We start from the raw sequence: 17548 nt of genomic DNA on the forward strand, positions 1-17548 counted from the left end.
AATCTGACCGCTTCTTGTTTGAATTCCTCAGTGAATCTTTTATTGCTCATTTAATACTCCTGTTAACCTCAATTATGAGGCTAAAAAGTATCTAATGCAGCCGGGGCGATTCACTGATATTCATCAACTTTATCTCCGTAAGATGACTCATGCTGGCAAAATCGCTTAAGTGATTCTAATAAGTCCTCAGAACCTAATCGTATTTTGGTATTTTCGCTACTATCAGTTTTCACCTGTATTGCAACATAACGCCCTGATTTCTTTTCCAATAAGAAATCATCGTGATGCTCACACCAGATTGAATTTATGGAGTTATCAATTAAACCCTCTGCAAGTAATATTGCCCCTATGGCCGACTGATATCTAAAGCGATCCTGAGTTTCATCGCCGACATCGCTGGGTGCCATGGCAAAGCCTGAAACCATATTTGGCAAACCAAGAGGAATATTCTCTGAAATAGTAGTTTTATAAACGCTCACTGCATTAACTTCAACTTTGGCGTTTGATGAAATAACTAGCTGCCCTACAGAGTTACTGTTATCTGTATTTTTTTTCGTTGTTGTCATAAGTTCAGTTCAATTAAGCCTCATAACACTTCACACAATAGTTTAAAAAGTAAAAAACAACAAATCTAATTAATCTTCAATGCCTACCTAATAAAACCTCTAAACTTAATTTACAGGTGAAATCATATGCGTTTTATGCAAAAAACCCTTTAAATTGTTGAATTAACTATAAAAAAACCATCTTTACAATCTATACATCCCTAAAGTTCTTTGTTATGGTAACGATATATCACTATAAATATGGTGTTTAACACCACAAAACTGTCGGGGTGACATTGAATGATGAATCTTCCAGGAAAGTTTTTGTACACGATTCGCAGTGCGAATGGTGTGCTGGTTGAGAACTTGCAGGTATTCGGCAAAACACGCAGCGAAGCTGATGAAAAAATCCGCCAGATGTATTGGCGTTGCGAGATTATCAGCTGCAATATGGTTTCTAAAGACTCGAAAGCACGTACACCACATATAAAAATGCAGTGGGTACGCCCCTAACATGGCGAGGATAGGCTGGCGTTAAGAACCTGCCTGTAATTGCGAACTCAAAAGGCGCTTAATGCGCCTTTTTTATTGCCTAAGAATAATTATCCAGGATTAATCTAACGTCCCCTCAAATCGGCGGGTGATTTCAGGCTTTCCCATGGCGTCAAAGTCATCTGGAACCTGAATTTGACCTTTCATAAAACCGATACGGTTGGTAACGAGCTTTTCAGTGATATCTAATTTAATAACTTTAACCAGCGGTTTGCCCGCCTTGGCAATAATAAAAGCCTCACCTTTTACAGCCTGATCAATCAATTTGGAAAGCTGTGCTTTTGCTGCACTGATATTGATGATTTTCATAAGGGTTTAGGCAGACAAAATGTGAGTTACTCTAATTTAAAACTCATTAGCGCTTGAGTAAAGCCTTTAATAGCAAGCACGGATCTGCATAAATCCAGATACTTGTCGAATAAACCAAATCATCTTAAACTAGTCAGATAACTAGTCATTTTAAATTATTGGAGGTGCAATATGAACAGTTGGCCTGTACAAGATGCAAAGTCGCGTTTTAGTGAACTGTTGGACACCTGCTTGAGCGAGGGGCCGCAGGTAGTCACACGGCGCGGGGCAGAAACAGCAGTGTTGGTCCCCATGGCTGAGTGGAAGCGCTTAAACAATACTGCGCGCCCTTCACTCAAGGCTTTGCTGCTGGGAGAGGATGATCGTATTGACTTGATGATACCTGCACGTGGTAACGCGAATCGTCGCGTAGTTTCGCCGTTGTAAATTCAAATATGTATTTACTCGACACAAACATCGTTTCTGAACTGCGCAAACCTCGACCACATGGTGGCGTTGTTGCCTGGCTAGAAGAAGTTGCAGATGAAGACTTATATCTGAGCGCCGTGACTCTCGGCGAAATTCAAGCAGGTATCGAAATCACCCGTGAACAAGATAGCCAGAAAGCAGCAGCCATAGAGGCTTGGGCGGATCAGGTCGCGCTTACTTACAATGTGTTAACGATGGATACAGCGACTTTCAGACTATGGGCAACCTTGATGCATCGCCAATCTGACACAGTTTATGAAGATGCCATGATTGCCGCCACGGCGTTGAGACACAAGCTCACTGTGGTGACTCGCAATGTCCGGGATTTTGAGCGTTTTGATGTGCCTTTGCTTAATCCGTTTGAAGCATCCTAAGCCTTTAGCAAAAGCCAATAAACAGGCCTTTAGAACAATGACAGGTTGCGAGCCTGCACGTTATTTTTAACCACTCTTCTACGCAGCAGTTTTTTTACGGGCGTGTCTGCCGTTGGCAGGTCTTCATCAAACAGGGATTGCTGTGCTGGGAACATATCGTCTTGCATCTGCGCGGTTTGCAAGTCGAAGCGGAGTTCGCAGTCTAGCCATAAATCGGATTTTGGCACGCAGCAGCATGGGAGAATTTCATCGGCGGCGATAAAGGCGAGTGGCAGTTCAACGTAATCGACTTCGCCATCGAGCATACGCACGCGGCAGGCACCACAAAAACCGCTCCGGCATTGATACTCTACTTCGTGGCCGGTGCGTTCGAGGCCTTCGAGCAGGGTTTCTTGCGGGAGCAGGCTAAAGCGGCTGTGCTGGCTGCGGATGCTAATCACTGGTTTAGATGACCACTACTGTTTATAACTCAAAGCCGTTCAAATCATCTGCCGAAACTTCAGAATCAATTTGACCAATCAGGTAAGAGCTTAATTCCACCTCTTGCGGCGCGACTTGCACCGTATCTGAGGCCAGCCAGGTGTTGATCCATGGAATCGGGTTGTTTTTGGCATTGGGGAATGCCGGTGGCAAGCCGACTGAGGCCATACGGGTGTTGGTGATGTATTCCACGTATTGGCAAAGAATGTCTTTGTTCAAGCCAATCATGGAGCCATCTTTAAACAGGTATTCTGCCCATTCTTTTTCTTGCTCGGCGGCGGTTTTAAACATCTCAAAACATTCGGTGTGCAACTCGGCGGCGATCTCGGCAAACTCGGGGTCATCTTGCCCGGAGCGCATGATGTTGAGAATGTGCTGGGTGCCGGTGAGGTGCAGGGCTTCGTCACGCGCAATCAGGCGGATGATTTTGGCGTTGCCTTCCATCACCTTGCGCTCGGCAAAGGCGAACGAGCAGGCGAAGCTGACATAAAAGCGGATGGCTTCGAGGATGTTCACGTTCATCAGGCAGCGATACAGCAGCTTTTTGAGCTCGCGCTTGTTGACTGAGATGGTTTCGCTATTGATGACGTGATCGCCCTCGCCCAGTTGCGAATACAACATGGTTTGATGGATCAGTTCGTCGTAATAATGGGCGATATCCGAGGCACGTGCGGTGATGTTGTCATTGCGCACGATGTCATCAAAAATGATAGAAGGATCATTGACGATGTTGCGGATGATGTGAGTGTAAGAGCGCGAGTGGATCGTCTCGGAAAACGCCCAGGTTTCAATCCAGGTTTCCAGCTCGGGCAGTGACACCAATGGCAACAAGGCAACGTTAGGGCTGCGGCCCTGGATGGAATCCAGCAACGTCTGGTACTTGAGGTTGCTGATGAAAATATGCTTTTCATGCTCAGGCAGGCCCTGGTAGTCAGCACGGTCTTGTGACACATCGACCTCTTCCGGGCGCCAGAAGAATGACAGTTGTTTCTCGATCAGCTTCTCGAACACCGGATATTTCTGCTGGTCATAGCGCGCCACGTTGACGGGCTGACCGAAGAACATGGGTTCTTTTAACTGTTCGTTGTCGATTTTGGTAAAGATGCTGTAGGCCATAGCCGTGTTCCTAATGTTTAAGTTCTATTCTCAAACTGTTTTTAAAATCTATTCATTACCCCACTGCAATAAGCGTTTAATCAGTGAGCGAGCGGGATAAAGTGCAAGGCGTCAGGAGCACAGAAACCGGAATGTACATGGAGTACATGAGGATTTCGAGCACCGCTCAACGTTGCAATTTGCCCGCGCAGCCACTGAGTCAACGCTTATTTAAATCTTGCAGGCGCCACTGGCACAACCATCATCTTCCGCCTCAGTGCCACCTTCTGTCGCACCATCGCGGGTGTTGTGGTAGTACAAGGTTTTGATGCCCAGTTTGTACACTTGCAACAAGTCTTTGAGCAGCTGCTTCATCGGCACTCGGCCGCCTTCAAAACGCGTCGGGTCGTAGTTGGTGTTGGCAGAAATAGACTGGTCAACAAACTTTTGCATAATGCCCACCAGCTTGAGATAACCCTCATTGCTAGGCATTTTCCACAGCAACTGGTACTGGTCACGCAGGCGGTCAATCTCTGGCACCACCTGGCGCAAGATACCGTCTTTGGACTGTTTGACAGACACCAGGCCGCGCGGTGGTTCGATACCATTGGTGGCGTTGGCTATCTGGCTGGACGTCTCGGATGGCATCAATGCTGTCAGCGTAGAGTTACGCAGGCCATCTTTCTGGATGTCGGCACGCAGGCTTTCCCAGTCCAGCAACAATGGCTCGCTGCAAACGGCGTCGAGGTCTTTTTTGTAGGTATCAATCGGCAAAATACCTTTGGCATACGTGGTTTCGTTAAACGCACCGCATGGACCAAATTCGCGTGATAACTGCACTGAGGCCTTTAGCAGGTAATACTGAATCGCCTCAAACGTGCGGTGGGTCAGACCCAAGGCCGCGTCGCTGGTGTAATTGGTGCCATTTTTGGCCAGGTAGTAAGCGTAGTTAATCACACCCACGCCCAAAGAACGGCGCTTGTTGGTGGCGTTAAGAGCGGCTTTGACCGGGTAATCCTGATATTCCAGCAAGGCATCCAGCGCACGCACCACCAAATCAGCCAGGCCTTCAAGCTCGTCTAATGACTCTAGCGCGCCCAGGTTAAAGGCAGACAAAGTACACAAGGCGATTTCGCCTTCTTCATCATTGATGTCGTTCAATGGATGGGTCGGCAGTGCAATTTCCATACACAGGTTGGACTGGCGCACAGGTGCAACGGCCGGGTCAAACGGGCTGTGTGTGTTGCAGTGGTCGACGTTCTGGATGTAGATACGGCCGGTGCCTGCGCGCTCTTGCATCACCAGCGAGAACAGGTCTACGGCTGGCAAGCTACGCTTGCGGATGCTGTCATCGGCTTCGTATTGCGCATAGAGGCGCTCGAATTCGTCCTGGTCGGCAAAGAAGGCATCGTACAAGCCTGGTACATCGTGTGGGGAGAACAAGGTGATGTTCTGGCCTTTAATCAGGCGCTGATACATCAGGCGGTTGATCTGCACGCCGTAATCGAGGTGGCGTACACGGTTCTCTTCCACACCACGGTTGTTTTTGAGCACCAGCAGTGACTCAACCTCCAAATGCCACAGTGGGTAGAACAAGGTGGCTGCACCACCGCGCACGCCGCCCTGTGAGCAAGACTTCACTGCAGACTGGAACAATTTGTAGAACGGCAGGCAGCCAGTGTGTTGTGCTTCACCACCACGGATTTCACTGCCTAGGGCGCGGATGCGGCCCGCATTGACGCCGATACCGGCACGCTGTGACACGTATTTCACAATGGCGCTGGATGTGGCGTTGATGCTATCCAGGCTGTCATCACACTCAATCAGCACGCAGGAGCTGAACTGGCGCGTAGGCGTACGCACACCAGACATGATAGGTGTAGGCAACGAAATCTTGAAAGTAGACACTGCATCATAGAAGCGCTTGATCAGATCCAGTCTTGTCTGCCCTTTGTAATTGGCAAACAGGCTCATGGCCACCAGGATGTACAGGAACTGCGGGCTCTCGTAGATTTTCTTGGTAACGCGGTTCTGCACCAGGTATTTACCCTCAAGCTGCTTCACAGCAGCGTAAGAGAAATTCATATCGCGCCAGTGGTCCAGGTGGCTATTTAACGCATCAAACTCTTCACGGCTGTAATCGCGCAGCAGATGCGGGTCATATTTGCCCAGTTCGGTCAGCGTCGTTACGTGGTCAAACAAATGTGGCGGCTCAAACTGGCCATAAGCGATTTTGCGTAGGTGAAAAATAGATAAACGCGCAGCCAGGTACTGGTAGTCAGGCGTTTCTTCAGAAATCAAGTCAGCGGCTGACTTGATGATGGTTTCATGAATGTCGTCAGTACGAATGCCATCGTAAAACTGGATATGGGAGCGCAACTCTACCTGCGACACCGACACATTATTCAGGCCTTGTGCGGCCCAGTCGATCACGCGGTGAATTTTGTCGAGATTAATCGGTTCCTTGCGACCATCCCGTTTTGTGGCCTGCATGGATTCGTATTGTGACATTAATGGCTCCCAATCATGGCAGCGAAGGTGGCATGGCACAGGCTTTTCGCAACGCGCATCCCGCCCCGGGCAAACCCAGGACCGCAGAAAATGCACCCGCTTAAAGGCCAGACGAGCAATCAGCACAAAACTTGGCTCACTGCATCTGCCGAGGACACCCCGCCTCAAACGTTAACAAGAAAAAACTTACGGTAGGTCTCCTGGCTCTCAGGTCACCATTATTTGCTTTGCCTTCCCGAATTTATCAGTGGCGTTGTTAACAGCAAATAACTCGCTGATCACAGTTGCGGGGGCAGCTCTGGCTTGATGAGGACTGCGCCGTCTTCACGCACCAGATTCCCTTTTAAATACAGAAGAAGACTGTCTTCTGCATACCGTATGGATGCGACTATAAAACAATATCTATGGCTTTTCAATTATCAAAAACACAATATATTGATTTATTTACCTTGACAGTGAGCAACTGATTGTTTTTATTCAAGAATATTTTTACAACCATACTGCACAACTTCAAGGAGTGATATGCCGTCTCCTATCGTGATAAAAAAGCTATTTTCACGTCGTAATCATTAGGACACAGTGGTAACGAATTATGCGACACTAGGCATAACGAATAAAAACCAAATCCGTCATGACTTTTCTCCGTCTATCTACAAGATGCAGGCTCACCGCCCTCATGTTGGCGGCTGCTAGCCCCGCACATGCCACCAACGGCATCAACCTCATAGGCTTTGGTGCCGAATCAACCCTGATGGGCGGTGCTGACGTGGCTGTCGCGCGTGACACCAGCGCACTCAATACCAACCCGGCCGGGCTGACGCAGATCAAAGCACCATTGCTGGATATGTTCGGCTCAGTGCTGCGCACCACCGACCTGGTGCACAAAGACCCGCGCAACGAAGAACATGCGTCTAACCGCTATACTTTTCTTGGTGGCGGTGGCTATGCGCGACCATTAGAGAATACGGATTGTACGGCAGGCATAGGCTTGTTCGCGCAAGGAGGCGCAGGCGGCGTATTCGACAACTTGCGTACGCCGTTTGGCAATCGCGATGATTTGTCGTCACTGTTTGGCATCGCCAAGATTATTCCCGGCATCGGCTGCCAGGTGAATGAAAAGCTGTCATTGGGCGCCAGCCTGAATCTGGTCTATGGCAGCATAGAACAGGACTTTTTCTCCAACACCTCTTTCAGCGCCGGCAGCACGAATTTTGCGGGCTATAAACTAGAAGGCGCCTCTGCCATCCGCACCGGCTTCAAGTTAGGCATGCAATATAAGTTGACCCCGACACTGACACTGGCAGCGGCTTATACAGAAAAGACGGAGCTGCCCATGACGGGCGGTACGCTCGTCGCTGATTACGCCACGTTGGGAAAAGTGAAATATGCGAATGCCTCGGTGAAAGGCTTCGCCTTGCCGCGCGAAGTGGCTGTCGGGCTGGCATTCAAACCGACGGACGAATGGTTGCTGTCATTTAAATTGAACTGGCTCAATTGGGATGATGCGATCAATGACATCAAACTGCGTGCCACCAAGCCCAATAATGCCGCCGCACCTGCTGTATACCCTTTCCCAGTGGCAGCCGCCGACTGGAAAGACCAGTGGGTAGTCGCTACCGGCGTGGCATACAAGTGGGATGATAGAACGACACTGTATGCAGGTCACAACTACGGCAAAAACCCGATCCCACGTCAGAATTCCAGCCCATTACTGGCAGGCATTCTAGAGCATCACCTCACCTTTGGTGCGGCACGTAAAATTGACCAGAACTGGCTGATGACAGGCGGCGTGGAATGGATGCTGCCCGTCAGCGTCAAATACAACAGCCGATTGCTTGGCGACTCAGAAATCCGCAACGAGGCGATCTTTTTGCACTTTATGCTCAGCCGCCGCTGGTAGGCTACACAAATATTCTTAAATAAGTTCTGCTGCGCGCACTGAAGACTTTCCCCGCTTCTTGACTGCGCGCTTCCTGCTCCAAATCAGTACACCAGTGACGGAAATAGCCACCAGCGCCACGCCGTTCAAACAGACAAATATCCGGTAAGGCAAACCGAACACCTGCCCCATATGCAAGGCACCTAACCAGTTACTGAAGGTATTGCCCGCTTCACCCTTGGTCGGCAACCACCACCCTTTCAATTTTCCGGTCTGTACATCGATGAGGATGGCGGTATTGCCCCTATCCTCGCGCAAATCGGCCGAACTGTGCACTGAATACATATACACGCCGCGCACGCGGTCTAAGCGCAACCTGTCTTCAAAGTCGATAGTTAAACCATGTACTTGCGAAAACTCCAGCATGGCCTGGCGCGCCATTTGGTGGGCTTCCGGCCAAGGCATGGGTAAACGGATCAGCGGCTGATCAAGCTTGGGGACACTGCGCCAAGACAAATCAAATGGCATCACCTTAGTCATAACAGGCAAATACACTTGGTCGCGCAGGTTAAACATGACGCTGGACCAGGCAAAAATGAGCAACACCGTACACAACCACAAGCCCAATGCACGGTGCAAGTCGAAGTTGATGCGTGTGACGCTGGCTTGCCATTTCACCATCCAAGCTGGGCGCCAGCGGTGCCAGAACCTGGTTTTAGCGTTCGTCTGCCGCCGAGGCAGCGTCAAAGCAAACGCCACAAAAGTATCTAGCGTCCAGAGCAGCGCGACGATACCCATAATGAGGTGGCCGCTTTTGCCAGGCAAGGCCAGCGAATAATGCAACCTGTAGAGGAAGGTAATCAGTGTTTCACGCTGAAAGAGGCTTTCACCATATTTACGCACGCCCAAGCTGGCCCCGGTTTGCGGGTCGATAAATAGCTGATCAGCTACGGCCTCCGTCGCTCGTGGATCAGCAGGGCTGAGCCGGAATGCAAGCACGCGTTCCGTCAGTCCAGTCGCCGTCTGCGCATCCGGCAATTTGAACAAGACTTCATCAACCAGGGTATTGGCCGGAGCCTGCTGCTGCGCACTGGCCTGCAAAGCATAAGGATCCAGCACAGGCTTGTCGGCCTGCCATACCGGCCGAAACAGCTGCGGGTTTAGCCAGGCATCCAGCTCATCTTCAAACGCGATGATAGCGCCAGTCAACCCGGAAATGATCAGGAAAGCAGCCATCGCCAGGCCCACCCAGCGATGCCAGAGTACAAGAATGTGTCGCATTAACCGTATCTGTTACCAATGATAATTAAGTTGTGCCATGACGTTTCGGCGGAAGCCCCAGCGGCAACCGTCACCGTAGTAACCGCAGTTGGAAACATATTCCTTATCGAACAGGTTGCTGGCATTGACGGCAAACTGCCAACCTTTCCAACCTTCACCGAGTTGGGTCAGGTCATAGCGCACGGCCAGGTCAACGAGGGTATAAGACGGCATGCGGATGGTATTGGCATCATCGCCATAGCGGCTGCCGATATAACGCACACCGCCACCCAGCGTCATCCCCTGCAACAAAGCAGTGGGAAAGCGGTAATCCACCCACATGGAAGCCGTATGGTGTGGCACATGGTTAGGATCTTTGCCTTCAAGGGCAATCCCTTGTGCGTTGCGGTTATTGCTTTTGGTGATCTCCGGCAGAAGGTAGGTATAGCTGCCAATGACAGACCAGGCATCCCATTGCGTTTTGGCTTCTAGCTCCAGCCCGCGTGAACGCACTTCACCCTGCTGAATCTGGAAAGTAGGGTTCTGGATGTCTTGTGTCGTTACGTTTTGCCTGCGCAAATCAAACAATGCTGCGGTATAGAGCGTCTGGCTGTCTTTGGGCTGAAAGCGTAAGCCCAGCTCATATTGTTTACCTGTTTCCGGCTTGAATGCCGAGCCAGCAAAGGTCGTGCCTATTACTGGCAAAAAGGATTCTGTATAACTCGCATAAGGCGAGAAACCATTGTCGGCCAGGTAAACCAGTCCGGCTCGCCAGGTTTCGGCCTCATCCTTTTGGGAAGCAGAGGCCGATGGCGTGCGCAGGTTATCAGTCTCCATGCGCGTCCAGTCTTTACGGCCACCCAGCGTCGCTACCCACTTGCCGTCATATTTCACCTGGTCCTGCACATACAGGCCGGTCTGGCGCTGGCGTTGTTCAATATTGGCACTTTCAAGCAGATTAATCGCTGTTTGCCCATAGACAGGCGCATAAATGTCCAGTGTGCCCGCCAGGGCAAAAGTGCGGCGCTGGTCATTATTCAGGCGCTGGCTATCAAGCCCGGCAACCATCGTATGCTCAAAGTTACCATGCGACCATTTGGCTTGCACATGGCTGTCAACGACTAAGTTCTCAACTTCTTCCTCGTTGCCACCCGCCTCGCGGGTAATCGTGCGCTGGTCAGCTTGCAAGGCACGTAAATAGGTAGAAATCGCATCGGTGGCCATGCGCTGGTAGCGCAGATTTTGGCGGAAGGTGAAAGTCTGGTTAAAGATATGCTCAAACTGGTAGCCCAGGGAGTAACGTTCCTGCTCGTATTTATCGAGGCCGGGCTCGCCGAGGAAGGTGCTGCTAGACACTTTGCCAAAGCGGCTATTGACCAGCGTGCCGACACGCGGCCATGCCTGGTAGCCTTGGCCGCGGTCATTTTTCTGGTAATCAGACAGCAAGGTCAATGTTGTGAAATCACTCGGACGCCAGGTCAATGATGGCGCGATGTAAATGCGGTCATCCTTGACATGGTCGATCTGGGTATCGCTGTCCTGCACCAGCCCGGCGACACGATAAGACCAGGTGCCATCCGCGGTCAGATAGTCACTGAAGTCGGCATTGATCTGCTTGCGGTCGTATTGCCCAAGCACTACCCCCACTTCATGCAATGGCTTATCCGTGGGGCGCTTGCTCACCAGATTCACGATACCGCCAGGCGCACCCTGGCCGTAGAGGATGGAAGAAGGTCCACGCAGGACTTCTACCCGCTCTAGGCCAAACGGCTCAACCACAGTGCCACCCTGGTTACTGAAGGCATAATTGCGCAAGCCATCGCGATACTGGTCGCGGCCTATGCTAAAACCGCGCACGCCTATGGTATCTGCACGCGGATCAGGCCCGTTAGACTCTGCAACAATGCCCGCGCTATATCGCAAGGCCTCACCAACGGACTGCACCGCCTGCATGGTCATCTGGTCGCGTGTCACCACTGATATCGACTGTGGCGCTTCAAGAATATCGCTATCAGTTTTGGTGGCTGTGATATTGCGTTTGGCCACATAGCCTTTGAGCTTGGCATTGGCACGTTCCTGCTCCGTACGACCAGCCACGCTGACTTCAGGCATCATTTGCGGCTCGGCATGGCTCTGCTCAGGCAGGGGCGATACTTTCATCATCGTATAGCCACCGCCTGGCGTCGCTTTCAATTCCAGGCCGCTGCCATGCAATAGCTTGTCCAATGCCTGGCGCACGCTGTAATCACCCTTGATTGCGGGCGACTGCTTACGCTCGGTCAACTCCGTGGAGAAAATAATACGCTCCCCTGTTTGATGCGCTAATGCGTTGAGCGCCTTATCTAGCGGCTGCGAAGGGATATCCAGCTCAACAGCATGGACGGTGATTGAAAGACCAGTCAGCACTAAGGCCAGCAGTAGAGGTTTACATGTGTGTGACATCTTTTTCCCAGTGATTTATATACGTTTATACTGGTATGTCGTTTGGTCACGAGTTGATGTTGATGTCTGGGCTAAAAAATTATTCAACTAAGGTTGCCAAGCACACACTACCTGTCTGGGCTGACTGGTAGTGTGCATAGTCATATACGCTAAATCTCTAATTTGAGCGCCACTCCAAACAAACGTGGCGCGCCAACATCCAGCACATCACCACTACTATTATTGGTGACGTACTCGCGGTCAAACAGGTTACGCACAAAAGCGTTGAGCGTCGTACGTGGATTTAAACGATAGGTCGCATTGGCATTCACCAGCACTACGCTGTCGTTGCGTCTGGTTTCTGTGAGCAGATACACGGAAGGGCTGCTATCCTGGTAAACCGTGTCTACATTGAACAGCCACTGATTGCCTAAGTGATAATTCACACCCAGGTTCACTTTTGTTCTTGGCGCCATAATGAACTGTTTACCGCGCATATTGAGGCCATCACTGTTGATAAAGTCCAGATACTCGGTATGGTTGTAGGCGGCACCGGCAATCACTTGCCAGTCACTATTGATCGCATACTCAGCCGAGGCTTCCAGGCCGCGCATGCGACTTCTGGCGGCGTTGGAAATATATAGCCGATTCAAGCTATCCCGCTGGCGAACCTGCTGGTCTTTCCAATCGGTGTAGTAGACGTTGGCAAATGTTTTCAGGCCGTATTCTGGCCAGCTACCGCGGTAAGAAAACTCGTAGGTAGTGGTGAATTCCGCGTCATATGGTCGGTGATCGGATGGCACCCGCATATTAATACCACCGCCACGATAACCGCGTTGCACCACAAAGCCAGTACGCTGGGTAGGCGACCAGATATAGTTAATGCCCGCTTTGGGCAGCAAGGCGCCAAAAGTTTTTTTGTCATCCGCCTGGCTGACAGGTGAAAGTGAGAAGGTATCCAGCACATAATCTACTTTGGCTTCATTTTTCTCACGGTCATAACGCAAACCGGCAATGGCCTGCCAATGCGCATCCAAATCCCAGTTCACTTCACCAAAGATCGCTTGGTTACGTATCTGGCTTCTGCCATCCGCCATCAATACCGACCCGAATCCCACGACGCCCAAAGTATCATTAAACTTGATTCTCGAAGAGCCATAATAGAAGCCAGCATGTGCTTTCACGGCATCCCCTTGGTATGTGGCGCGAAACTCCTGGCTAAATAATCTGGTTTGATGGTGGCGATTGGCTTCTTCGCTATCTACGGCGCCCTGATCAAAATCCAGCAAGCTTTGGTAGTTCGCATTGGTCCCCGAAGAAATACTGGTTAACGCCCATGACTTATTGAGCTGATGTGTCAGCTTTAGCGTTGCCTCGTTTTGCTGTATAGCATCAAAAGCATCGGTGTTCTGGTTCAACTTGTAATATTGCGGCTGGTTATTGAGTTGCGTCACGCCATTGCTACCGGCGTGGTAATCGGTGTGCGATAAGGTCAGCAAAGCCTCTGTGTTATCCCCAGCCAATAACAACAATTTGCCACGTGCATTGATAGAGCGGCGCGGGTCAGCATTGTTATCCAGCACACGGTTTTTAATATAACCATCTTCATTTTGCACATTCAAGGCAAAGCGGCCTGCCAACACCTCTGGCACTAATACCGCATTGGCGGCAAGCGCCCCACCCTGCTGGTAATAGTTGCCAAGGTTGCCTTGCAAGGTCAGTGTATTTTTAAACTCGGGATCATTGGTTTGCATAATCACCGCACCCGCCAATGCGTTGCGGCCTTGCACCGTCGATTGCGCACCGCGGTACACTTCCACCTGTTTCATATCCCAGGTTGAAAGCGGGCTCATGGTCACCATACTGCTGGTTTGCAACGCGCCATCCACAAACACTGACACCGCATTGTTGAGCGACAGCGGCCCCTGGTCATCAAAGCCTGTCACCGGCACGCCACGGATGCCCCAGGTTTCATTACGTGACTGCGTATATACACCAGGCGTGCGCGCCATGATGTCAGATAGCGACTGATCGCCATGGGTACGAATATCCTGGGCGGTAGCGACAGCCACACTAGAGTAAGTTTCACTGAGTTTACGCGTGATTTTTTCACCCTGCACCGTCACTTCTGGCAAGGTATCCACGGACTCATGAGGGCTGGTCGTGGCTGCAGCAGAACTGCTGACTTTCGCGCTCTTCTTTAACGAATATTGCTGGCCACCCTTGTCATCCAGCGCAAAATCACTGCCCTTGAGCAAAGTTTCGAATCCCTCATTGACGCTGTAATACCCTTGCAGGCCGTCACTTTTCAAGTTGGCAACCAATGCGGGGGCAAACGACAGCCGTGTGCCAGTCAATGCAGCAAACTCCGCCAGCACATGACCCAAGGGGCCTGGGGCGAGTTGATAACGCTGTTTCTCGGCGACGGCTTTGGGGCTATCCGCCATCACCAGCGACGGGCTGGCCGCCAAGATAAAGCCGCACAAAGCAACACGCAGTGCGCTCTGCAACGGAGTAAGTTTAAAAACGGAAGAGGTCATTGCCTGAGAGCTTTCTTAAGTATCAATAATGAAATGGCCTGAGAACGGCCTTCATCATGTACACCGGACGAACGCTAAAAAAGTATCAGGGTAAACAACATTTTTTATCCTGCGGCAGATGCAGGTTCAATCATGATCCAGTAGCGGCTAGGCGCGACGACTTTTACCGGTAAGGTTTTTTGCAGCAAATCGAGTGCTGCATCGGTATTATTGACAGGAAATGCACCCGACACCGTCATGCGCTGCAGGTCTGGATGGCAGCGAATCACACCATGACGGTAGCGCGCCAGCTCTTTGAGCAAATCATTGAGTGGCATGTCCTGCGCCAGCAACATGCCCTGCTGCCAATATCCCACGCGCTGATCAGCCAGCCGCGTTTGCTCGAAGGCATCGTTGGCAAATGCGCGCTGCTGCCCGGCTTGCACCACGGTGCTTTGACCATTGCGGAGGTCAATCCGGACCGCGCCCTCAGTGACTGCCAGCGTGGTGCGCTCTGCACTCAACCTGACATTAAAGCGCGTGCCCAATGGCACCAGTTGCCCGTGCGGCGTCGTCACAACCAATGGGCGCTGATCCTGATGCCCGGTTTCCAGCCAGATTTCCCCCTGGCGCAACATAATCTGGCGCTGGGCGTGATATTGCACATCGACAGCTGAATCCGTATTCAAGACCAGCCGCGTACCATCGCCCAATTGCAGGTGTTTTTGCTCACCGACAGCCGTCTGGTATTCAGCCTGCAAACGCACCAGTGGTAATGCACGGTAACCCAGCCAGGCAGTGGGCAGTAAGATGGCTAGTGTGCCCAACTTTTTCAGCGCGTTGCGACGGGATGCCGGGTCTATACTTGTGAGCACTTGCTTAGCAAAATGTTTGTGCGGCACTTGAGCAAAGGTGTGCTGTATTTGCGTCAGGCGTGACCAGGCCGCTGCATGCTGCGGATGGCTAGCCAACCAGTGTTCAAATGCCCCCAGCGTAGCCGCCGTTGGTTGCTCGGATTGCAGTTTAAGCAGCCAGTCTACTGCTTGCTCCAGTGAGGACTGATCCTGCATGTGTGTGGAATGGGTGCCGGGCGACATCATAAACTCAAGCATGCCAGGTACGCTTTACGCATATGACGCTTGACGGTAATTAATGATAGGCCGAGCTGGTCGGCAATGTGTTGATAGGTCAAGCCATCTAATTGCGCCAGCAAAAAAATAGCACGGGTTTGCGCAGGCATGTTCTGTAATAGCCGATCAATCTGCTGTAGCGATTCTAAAATCAAATGCTGCTCCTCTACCGAGGGGCACAGGTCTGCTGGCAGTTGCGCCAGCGTTTCATGATAAGCACGCTCGACTTGCTGGTGGCGCCAGTGATCAATCACCAGCCCTTTGGCAATATGCACCAGCAACGCCCTGGGCTCTGCCGCCAACTGTGCCAGCTTGTCTTTATGCATCACACGCACAAACGTGTCATGCGCAATGTCGGCGGCATCCCAGCTGTTGCCGGTTTTTTTGCGCAACCAGCCTTGTAGCCAGTCGTGATGCTGGCAATAGACCTCATGCAGTTGCTGCCAACGCACATTTAGCGAAGCCATGACACCTTCCTCTCCATGAGCCTGGTCATGGTTAACGATGCCTGATCTCAACAGACTGGTCTGCGCGATGCTCTACATGCACAGGTAGTATGTCTGGCAACACATCAATCAAGGCATCAATGCCGCGAATGTCATACTCCCCAGACAACGGGTACTGCCCTATGCGCTTATCCTTGATGACAATCTGCCCAGCACGGTAACGCTGCAACTCTGCTATCACCTCATTCAGAGGCGTGGCATCAAACATCAGCCTGCCCTGCTGCCAGGCTGTCGCAGCCTCTGCCGACACCTCGCGTGGCAAAGATAAACGTCCCTCGCCGGAACTCACGGTCTGGTTACAAGTCAGGCGCTGGGTCGCCGCAGCGGTCACCACCTCGACCATGCCTTTGACCACGGTGACATCTGCCCCCTGAGCCGTGTTGCGCACATTGAAAATGGTACCGATATCGCGGATTTCGGTATGGTAGGCATACACCGTAAACGGGCGCCAGGCATGCTTCACGCTAAACAAGGCCTCGCCTTGCTGCAGCCTGAGTTGCCGTGAATACACATGCTGCTCTACCACCAGCATGCTATTGGTATTCAGTGTGACCTGGCTGCCATCCTTTAAGTCAAAGCTGGCTTGCTGGCCAACGGCTGTTTGCAATGACTCCCGCTGCAAGACAGGATCCATATACCAGCTCATGGCAAACAGCAGGCACATGGCCACACCAGCCGCCACTTTCTTCAAACCGCGCTGCCGCTGCGTTTGCTGCCTGGCCTCACGCAAAATCTCTTCGCGTGATGGAAAATGCGCACGCAAGGCTTGCGCAAAAGGACTCAAAGAATCTTGCCCAGCCAATGGCGGCGGCGAAGCTATTTTGTTATGAGAAATATGTTTCATGCTGACATCCCCCACTGGCGCTGGATATTGGCCATCGCCTTGGTGAAATGCTGGGTGACCATATTGCGGGAAACCCCTAACTCGTCTGCAATCTCCTGCTGTGGCATATCGTGTAGCCTGTGCAGCAGGAATACTTGCCGCTGCCGGGCAGGCAACGCTTCAATAATACGTTTCAGGGCTTCCAGGCGTTGCACAAAATGCAACACGCGCTCGCCATCCACATGGTGCACATCACTTACCGTCTGTTGCATGGCATGCAGGTGTGATTGCTGTACCTGATACTGGCGGTAGCGGTCTATCGCCCGATGGCTGGACAGCTTGCGCAGAAACGCCATCGGGGTATGCACTGGCGTCGTCAATGGCCGTTCCATCAACTCTATACACACGTCATGCACGACATCGCGCGCAAAATGATGGTCCCCGAAACGACGTTTCACATAATTAATCAGCTCGTCATAGTGATAGACCAAAGCGACCATCAGTTTAGAATTTTCAGGATGTTGCAGCACGGCAATCAAGGTTCGATGAATATAATCGCTATGTTAACGGTCCGCCCAATAAAATTCAAATGAAAATCATTATCAATTGAGTCAAAAAAAGCAAAGATGATTGGCACCGCATCATCCAAAGAAAAACGGACACCCGTCAGGTGTCC

16 protein-coding genes and 1 riboswitch are annotated in these 17548 nt (G+C 51.3%); of the genes, 4 read left to right on the top strand and 12 right to left on the bottom strand.

Annotated features, from left to right (window positions below; translation table 11 throughout):
• Nucleotides 1–110: 110 nt before the first annotated feature.
• A complete protein-coding gene (locus INP78_RS13965; RefSeq protein WP_194742814.1) occupies nt 111–566 on the bottom strand; it encodes a dsDNA nuclease domain-containing protein in 456 nt (151 codons plus the stop codon).
• A gap of 279 nt (nt 567–845) precedes the next feature.
• Here INP78_RS13965 and INP78_RS13970 point away from each other — a divergent pair, with 279 nt between their 5' ends.
• Complete coding sequence (locus INP78_RS13970; protein WP_228522916.1) at nt 846–1058, top strand: hypothetical protein; 213 nt, start codon at nt 846–848, stop codon at nt 1056–1058.
• A gap of 99 nt (nt 1059–1157) precedes the next feature.
• On the opposite strand, the gene INP78_RS13975 is transcribed toward INP78_RS13970, so the two are convergent.
• Nucleotides 1158–1406 carry a type II toxin-antitoxin system Phd/YefM family antitoxin gene (locus INP78_RS13975; RefSeq protein WP_194742815.1) on the bottom strand — a complete coding sequence of 83 codons (249 nt, stop codon included), beginning with the start codon at nt 1404–1406 and terminating at the stop codon, nt 1158–1160.
• Between the two features lie 171 nt (nt 1407–1577).
• Between INP78_RS13975 and INP78_RS13980 the strand changes: the two genes are divergently transcribed.
• Together INP78_RS13980 and INP78_RS13985 are read left to right on the top strand one after the other, a co-directional pair.
• On the top strand, nt 1578–1832 hold the full coding sequence (locus tag INP78_RS13980) for a type II toxin-antitoxin system Phd/YefM family antitoxin (protein ID WP_194742816.1): 255 nt from the start codon (nt 1578–1580) through the stop codon (nt 1830–1832).
• Between the two features lie 8 nt (nt 1833–1840).
• Nucleotides 1841–2248 carry a type II toxin-antitoxin system VapC family toxin gene (locus INP78_RS13985; protein ID WP_194742817.1) on the top strand — a complete coding sequence of 136 codons (408 nt, stop codon included), beginning with the start codon at nt 1841–1843 and terminating at the stop codon, nt 2246–2248.
• 29 nt (nt 2249–2277) lie between these two features.
• On the opposite strand, the gene yfaE is transcribed toward INP78_RS13985, so the two are convergent.
• The 3 genes from yfaE to nrdA form a co-directional block, all read right to left on the bottom strand.
• On the bottom strand, nt 2278–2688 hold the full coding sequence (yfaE, locus tag INP78_RS13990) for a class I ribonucleotide reductase maintenance protein YfaE (protein WP_049638982.1): 411 nt from the start codon (nt 2686–2688) through the stop codon (nt 2278–2280).
• 22 nt (nt 2689–2710) lie between these two features.
• Nucleotides 2711–3844 (bottom strand): class Ia ribonucleoside-diphosphate reductase subunit beta, encoded by a 1134-nt coding sequence (gene nrdB, locus INP78_RS13995; RefSeq protein WP_194742818.1) that lies wholly within the window; start codon nt 3842–3844, stop codon nt 2711–2713.
• Nucleotides 3845–4054: 210 nt separating this feature from the next.
• Nucleotides 4055–6334: a class 1a ribonucleoside-diphosphate reductase subunit alpha gene (nrdA, locus tag INP78_RS14000; RefSeq protein ID WP_194742819.1), complete on the bottom strand. Its 2280-nt coding sequence runs from the start codon at nt 6332–6334 to the stop codon at nt 4055–4057.
• Nucleotides 6335–6506: 172 nt separating this feature from the next.
• A riboswitch (cobalamin riboswitch) is annotated at nt 6507–6728 on the bottom strand.
• A 282-nt stretch (nt 6729–7010) separates the two neighbouring features.
• Here nrdA and INP78_RS14005 point away from each other — a divergent pair.
• A complete protein-coding gene (locus tag INP78_RS14005; RefSeq protein WP_228522917.1) occupies nt 7011–8234 on the top strand; it encodes an OmpP1/FadL family transporter in 1224 nt (407 codons plus the stop codon).
• A 15-nt stretch (nt 8235–8249) separates the two neighbouring features.
• Here the strand turns inward: INP78_RS14005 and INP78_RS14010 are convergent, their stop codons facing one another.
• The 7 genes from INP78_RS14010 to INP78_RS14040 form a co-directional block, all read right to left on the bottom strand.
• Nucleotides 8250–9494, bottom strand: coding sequence for a PepSY domain-containing protein (locus INP78_RS14010; RefSeq protein ID WP_194742821.1), 1245 nt, complete (start codon nt 9492–9494; stop codon nt 8250–8252).
• 12 nt (nt 9495–9506) lie between these two features.
• Nucleotides 9507–11915 carry a TonB-dependent siderophore receptor gene (locus INP78_RS14015; RefSeq protein WP_194742822.1) on the bottom strand — a complete coding sequence of 803 codons (2409 nt, stop codon included), beginning with the start codon at nt 11913–11915 and terminating at the stop codon, nt 9507–9509.
• A gap of 149 nt (nt 11916–12064) precedes the next feature.
• Nucleotides 12065–14434, bottom strand: a complete 2370-nt coding sequence (locus INP78_RS14020) for a TonB-dependent receptor (protein WP_228522918.1) — start codon at nt 14432–14434, stop codon at nt 12065–12067.
• A gap of 104 nt (nt 14435–14538) precedes the next feature.
• Nucleotides 14539–15525, bottom strand: a complete 987-nt coding sequence (locus INP78_RS14025) for a FecR domain-containing protein (protein WP_228522919.1) — start codon at nt 15523–15525, stop codon at nt 14539–14541.
• Nucleotides 15510–16010 (bottom strand): sigma-70 family RNA polymerase sigma factor, encoded by a 501-nt coding sequence (locus tag INP78_RS14030; RefSeq protein ID WP_194742823.1) that lies wholly within the window; start codon nt 16008–16010, stop codon nt 15510–15512. Before INP78_RS14030 ends, INP78_RS14025 begins: the two co-directional genes overlap by 16 nt.
• A 31-nt stretch (nt 16011–16041) precedes the next feature.
• Complete coding sequence (locus tag INP78_RS14035) at nt 16042–16893, bottom strand: FecR family protein (protein WP_194742824.1); 852 nt, start codon at nt 16891–16893, stop codon at nt 16042–16044.
• Nucleotides 16890–17402: an RNA polymerase sigma factor gene (locus INP78_RS14040; RefSeq protein ID WP_368668006.1), complete on the bottom strand. Its 513-nt coding sequence runs from the start codon at nt 17400–17402 to the stop codon at nt 16890–16892. The genes INP78_RS14035 and INP78_RS14040 overlap by 4 nt, the downstream gene beginning before the upstream one ends.
• Between the last annotated feature and the right edge of the window lie 146 nt (nt 17403–17548).

This window comes from Methylophilus sp. 14, assembly GCF_015354345.1.
Lineage (GTDB): Bacteria > Pseudomonadota > Gammaproteobacteria > Burkholderiales > Methylophilaceae > Methylophilus.

Coding starts and splice junctions, on each gene's coding strand:
- nrdB (WP_194742818.1), bottom strand. CDS start 3,844: ATGGCCTACAGCATCTTTACCAAAATCGACAACGAACAGTTAAAAGAA.
- INP78_RS13965 (WP_194742814.1), bottom strand. CDS start 566: ATGACAACAACGAAAAAAAATACAGATAACAGTAACTCTGTAGGGCAG.
- INP78_RS14030 (WP_194742823.1), bottom strand. CDS start 16,010: ATGGCTTCGCTAAATGTGCGTTGGCAGCAACTGCATGAGGTCTATTGC.
- INP78_RS13980 (WP_194742816.1), top strand. CDS start 1,578: ATGAACAGTTGGCCTGTACAAGATGCAAAGTCGCGTTTTAGTGAACTG.
- INP78_RS14005 (WP_228522917.1), top strand. CDS start 7,011: ATGTTGGCGGCTGCTAGCCCCGCACATGCCACCAACGGCATCAACCTC.
- INP78_RS13975 (WP_194742815.1), bottom strand. CDS start 1,406: ATGAAAATCATCAATATCAGTGCAGCAAAAGCACAGCTTTCCAAATTG.
- INP78_RS14010 (WP_194742821.1), bottom strand. CDS start 9,494: ATGCGACACATTCTTGTACTCTGGCATCGCTGGGTGGGCCTGGCGATG.
- INP78_RS14025 (WP_228522919.1), bottom strand. CDS start 15,525: ATGCTTGAGTTTATGATGTCGCCCGGCACCCATTCCACACACATGCAG.
- INP78_RS13985 (WP_194742817.1), top strand. CDS start 1,841: ATGTATTTACTCGACACAAACATCGTTTCTGAACTGCGCAAACCTCGA.
- INP78_RS13970 (WP_228522916.1), top strand. CDS start 846: ATGATGAATCTTCCAGGAAAGTTTTTGTACACGATTCGCAGTGCGAAT.
- INP78_RS14035 (WP_194742824.1), bottom strand. CDS start 16,893: ATGAAACATATTTCTCATAACAAAATAGCTTCGCCGCCGCCATTGGCT.
- nrdA (WP_194742819.1), bottom strand. CDS start 6,334: ATGTCACAATACGAATCCATGCAGGCCACAAAACGGGATGGTCGCAAG.
- INP78_RS14020 (WP_228522918.1), bottom strand. CDS start 14,434: ATGACCTCTTCCGTTTTTAAACTTACTCCGTTGCAGAGCGCACTGCGT.
- INP78_RS14015 (WP_194742822.1), bottom strand. CDS start 11,915: ATGTCACACACATGTAAACCTCTACTGCTGGCCTTAGTGCTGACTGGT.